Source organism: Arthrobacter sp. AQ5-05 (assembly GCF_003287975.1).
In the GTDB taxonomy this organism is placed as follows: domain Bacteria; phylum Actinomycetota; class Actinomycetes; order Actinomycetales; family Micrococcaceae; genus Paeniglutamicibacter.
The window spans coordinates 1-3,447 of the sequence record NZ_QMKQ01000062.1 but is presented as its reverse complement, the minus strand read 5'-3'; the positions used below and the strand labels follow the sequence as shown (position 1 = coordinate 3,447).

Annotated in this window: 1 pseudogene; it reads left to right on the top strand. The window is 63.0% G+C overall.

The features are described from left to right. Window positions 1-195 precede the first annotated feature (195 nt). Window positions 196-3,265, top strand: a pseudogene (locus DQ353_RS20945) (Tn3 family transposase). Window positions 3,266-3,447 lie beyond the last annotated feature (182 nt).

Genomic DNA, 3,447 nt, shown 5'->3' with positions numbered 1-3,447 from the left:
GCCGCGAATGGGGTCCGGGCGGGCTGCCGCCCGTGGTCAAAAGCGTTGCCGCCGGTGGTCAGTCCGGTTGCCGCTGGTGGTCAGCGGGGATTGCCGCCTATGGTCACTTTAGAACTTCCACTGACACGGGGTCTTGGTAATAACGGGGACGGATTGAGCGCTATGCCCTGCGCGGGCGCGAGGTAGCGTGGTGATATGCCGACTGATCAATATTTGACTGAGGAACAAGCGGTGCTGTTCGGGCGGTTCGTAGGCGAGCCATCTCAGCCGGAGCTGGAGCAGTTCTTCTATCTCGACGCGGCTGACCTGGAAGGGACTGCTGAGCGCCGCGGTGACCATAACCGGCTCGGTTTCGCGCTTCAGGTTGGGACAGTGCGGTTCCTGGGTGCTTTCCTGTCGGATCCGCTGGATGTTCCGTGGTCCGTGGTGGAATATTTGGCGGCACAGCTCCGAATCGCTGATCCGTCGGTGATCAAGCGGTATCCCGAGCGCGTTGCGACTCCGAACGCTCATGCGCGGGAGATCCGCCGGCTCTATGGCTACGGGGACTTTACGGGAGCTGCGGTCGAGGATTTGAGCGAGTTCGTTTACTCGCGCGCCTGGACGCATGGCGAGGGGCCGAAGGCGTTGTTCGCCCATGCGGTGGCCTGGTTGCGTCGGAAAAGGTACTCCTTCCTGGCATGACAAGACTGCTGAAGTCGGTTCAGGCTGCTCGTGAACGTGCAGTGTCGTAGCTGTACGAGCGACTGGCTGGGGCAGCAATGACCGCGGATCCTCAGTTGCCGGGACGTTTGCTTGGATTGCTGGCCGTTGATGAGGGTCCCCGTGGGTCCAGGTTAGAAGCATTACGCGCAGGGCCTGTGAGGTTGTCCGGGCCTGCCTTGAACGAGGCCCTGGCACGGGTCGAGCAAGTCAGTGCCCTGGGGATTGGCGCGGTGGAAACTTCAGGAATGCCGGCATCGCGGTTACGGGCGCTGGCACGATATGGGGTGGAAGCAAAGGCGCAGTCGCTGCGCCGGTTGGCGGAGCCGCGCCGCACGGCCACGTTGGTTGCGACAGTGGAAGTGTTGTCAGTGGCGGCGGTCGATGATGCGTTGGACTTGTTCGATGCACTGATGGCATCGAAGGTATTGGGGCCCTCGAAGAGGGCTGCGGTCGCGGCACGGTTGGAGACACTGCCCGAGCTGGAGAAGGCCTCGGCTGTTCTTGCCCGTGTCGGCCGTGAGTTGGTCTGTCTGCTGGAAGAAGCGGGCGAGCAAGTGGATGTAGCGAGGGTATGGGCCCGGCTGGAGAAGGTCGCCGCAAGGGATCAGATCACGCAGTACGCCGACACGGTCGGTGCTCTCATCCCGGACGCCTCGGGACTGGAGGGCGCGATGCGTGTGCAGGTGGCCCGCCGATACCGGACGGTTACCCCGTTCCTGGGGTTGTTGGCTACCGTGTTGCCACTGCGGGCAACGGTTATAGGACAGCCTGTGCTTGATGCCCTGGCCGGATTGGAAGCCCTGCGTGGCCGCCGGCAGCTCCACAAGGACGACGTTACCGAGGCTTTGGTACCGGCTGCCTGGCGCGCAGCGGTGTTCGGTCGCGACGGTGTAGAGGTTGACCGGGAAGCATGGGTTCTGTGCGTGTTGGAGCAGCTACGCGTTTGCCTGCGCCGTCGGGACGTGTTTGCCACACCATCGATTCGGTGGGGCGACCCACGCGCGCCCAGCTGCTCGACGGTGAACAGTGGGAGCAGGTACGTGATCGGGCGCTGACCAGCTTGAGCCTAGAAGGGCCGGCTGCTGAACACCTGAACGATCGTGTTGAGGTACTGGATACGGCCTGGAAGAGCTTGACGGCAAGCCTCGAGGAATCGGGCCCGAACGGTTCAGTACGGGTGGAACCCTCAAGTGCGGACGGGCGCACACGTTTGAAGGTTGACCGTCTGGATGCCTTGGAGATCCCGGACTCGCTGCGTGAACTCCGTGGGCAGGTCGCCTCGACGCTGCCACGGGTGGATCTCCCCGAGCTGTTGCTGGAGGTTCATTCCTGGACCGGGTTCCTCGACGCCTACACTCACATCGGGCAGTCCAAGGCCCGCATGGATGATCTGCCGCGCTCGGTTGCGGCCCTGCTGGTCGCAGAGGCCTGCAACGTTGGCCTGACACCCGTGGTTGCTGAGGGACACCCGTCTCTGACGTGCGCTCGGCTCGGACATGTGGATGCCAACTACCTGCGCAGCGAGACCCACTCCGCCGCGAACGCGACCCTGATCAAGGCCCAGGGCGAGATCCCTGTCGCCCAGGTGTGGGGCGGTGGGCTGCTGGCCTCCGTCGATGGTCTGCGGTTCGTGGTCCCGGTACGCACGATCAACGCTGCCCCGAACCCGAAGTATTTCGGCCGAGGACGTGGGCTGACGTGGTTCAACGCGGTCAACGACCAGGTGGCCGGCATCGGCGCCACTGTCGTGCCCGGCACCGTGCGTGATTCACTCTACGTGCTGGACACGATACTGAACCTCGACGGCGGTCCCCGACCGGAAACGATCACCTCGGACACGGCTTCCTACTCCGACATGGTCTTCGGGATCTTCGCCCTTCTGGGTTATCGGCTCTCGCCACGGATCGCCAATCTGTCCGACCAACGCCTCTGGCGCGCAACGCCGCGTGGCACCACGGACTCCGATTACGGGTCGCTGAACGATGTCGCCCGCAACCGGATTAATTTAGCCAGGATCATTGCACACTGGGATGACATGACCCGCGTCGCTGCGTCTCTCGCGACAGGGACGGTGCGCGCCTACGACTTGCTACGCATGCTCTCGCGTGATGGCAGCCCGTCCCCACTGGGTGCCGCGATCACCGAATATGGGCGCATGGACAAGACCATCCACCTGCTCGCCCTCATCGACCCACTTGAGGAAACATACCGACGAACGACCCATACGCAGCAGACCGTCCAGGAATCACGCCACCGTCTGGCACGCGCGATCTTCCACGGGCGGCGCGGGCAGATCTACCAGCGCTATCGTGAAGGCCAGGAGGACCAGCTCGGTGCACTTGGCTTGGTCCTGAACGCCATCGTGCTCTGGAACACTAGCTGCACCGATGCCTGCATCAATGCATTGCGCGAGGCCGACAACCTCGTGGGTGACGCCGATATCGCCCGGCTGTCTCCGCTCGGTGATCAACACGTCAACATGCTCGGTCGCTATGCTTTCACCACCACCACACCAAACGGGCTCCGCCCCCTGCGTATCTCCCCTGATAGCGCTGACTGAACCAAAGGTAGCGGGGTCTGATACTGGTATGGACCAACGTTGCTCTGAACGTAACTGTTACCGAGCGCGTAAATTGACCATGGCGGCGTCGCCTTGAATGCCGACGAATTTGGTGGGTTTGGTCGTCATCGTGACGCGGTCGTCGGCAACGCTGCCGGGCACATGGAAATCGTCATTGGTGT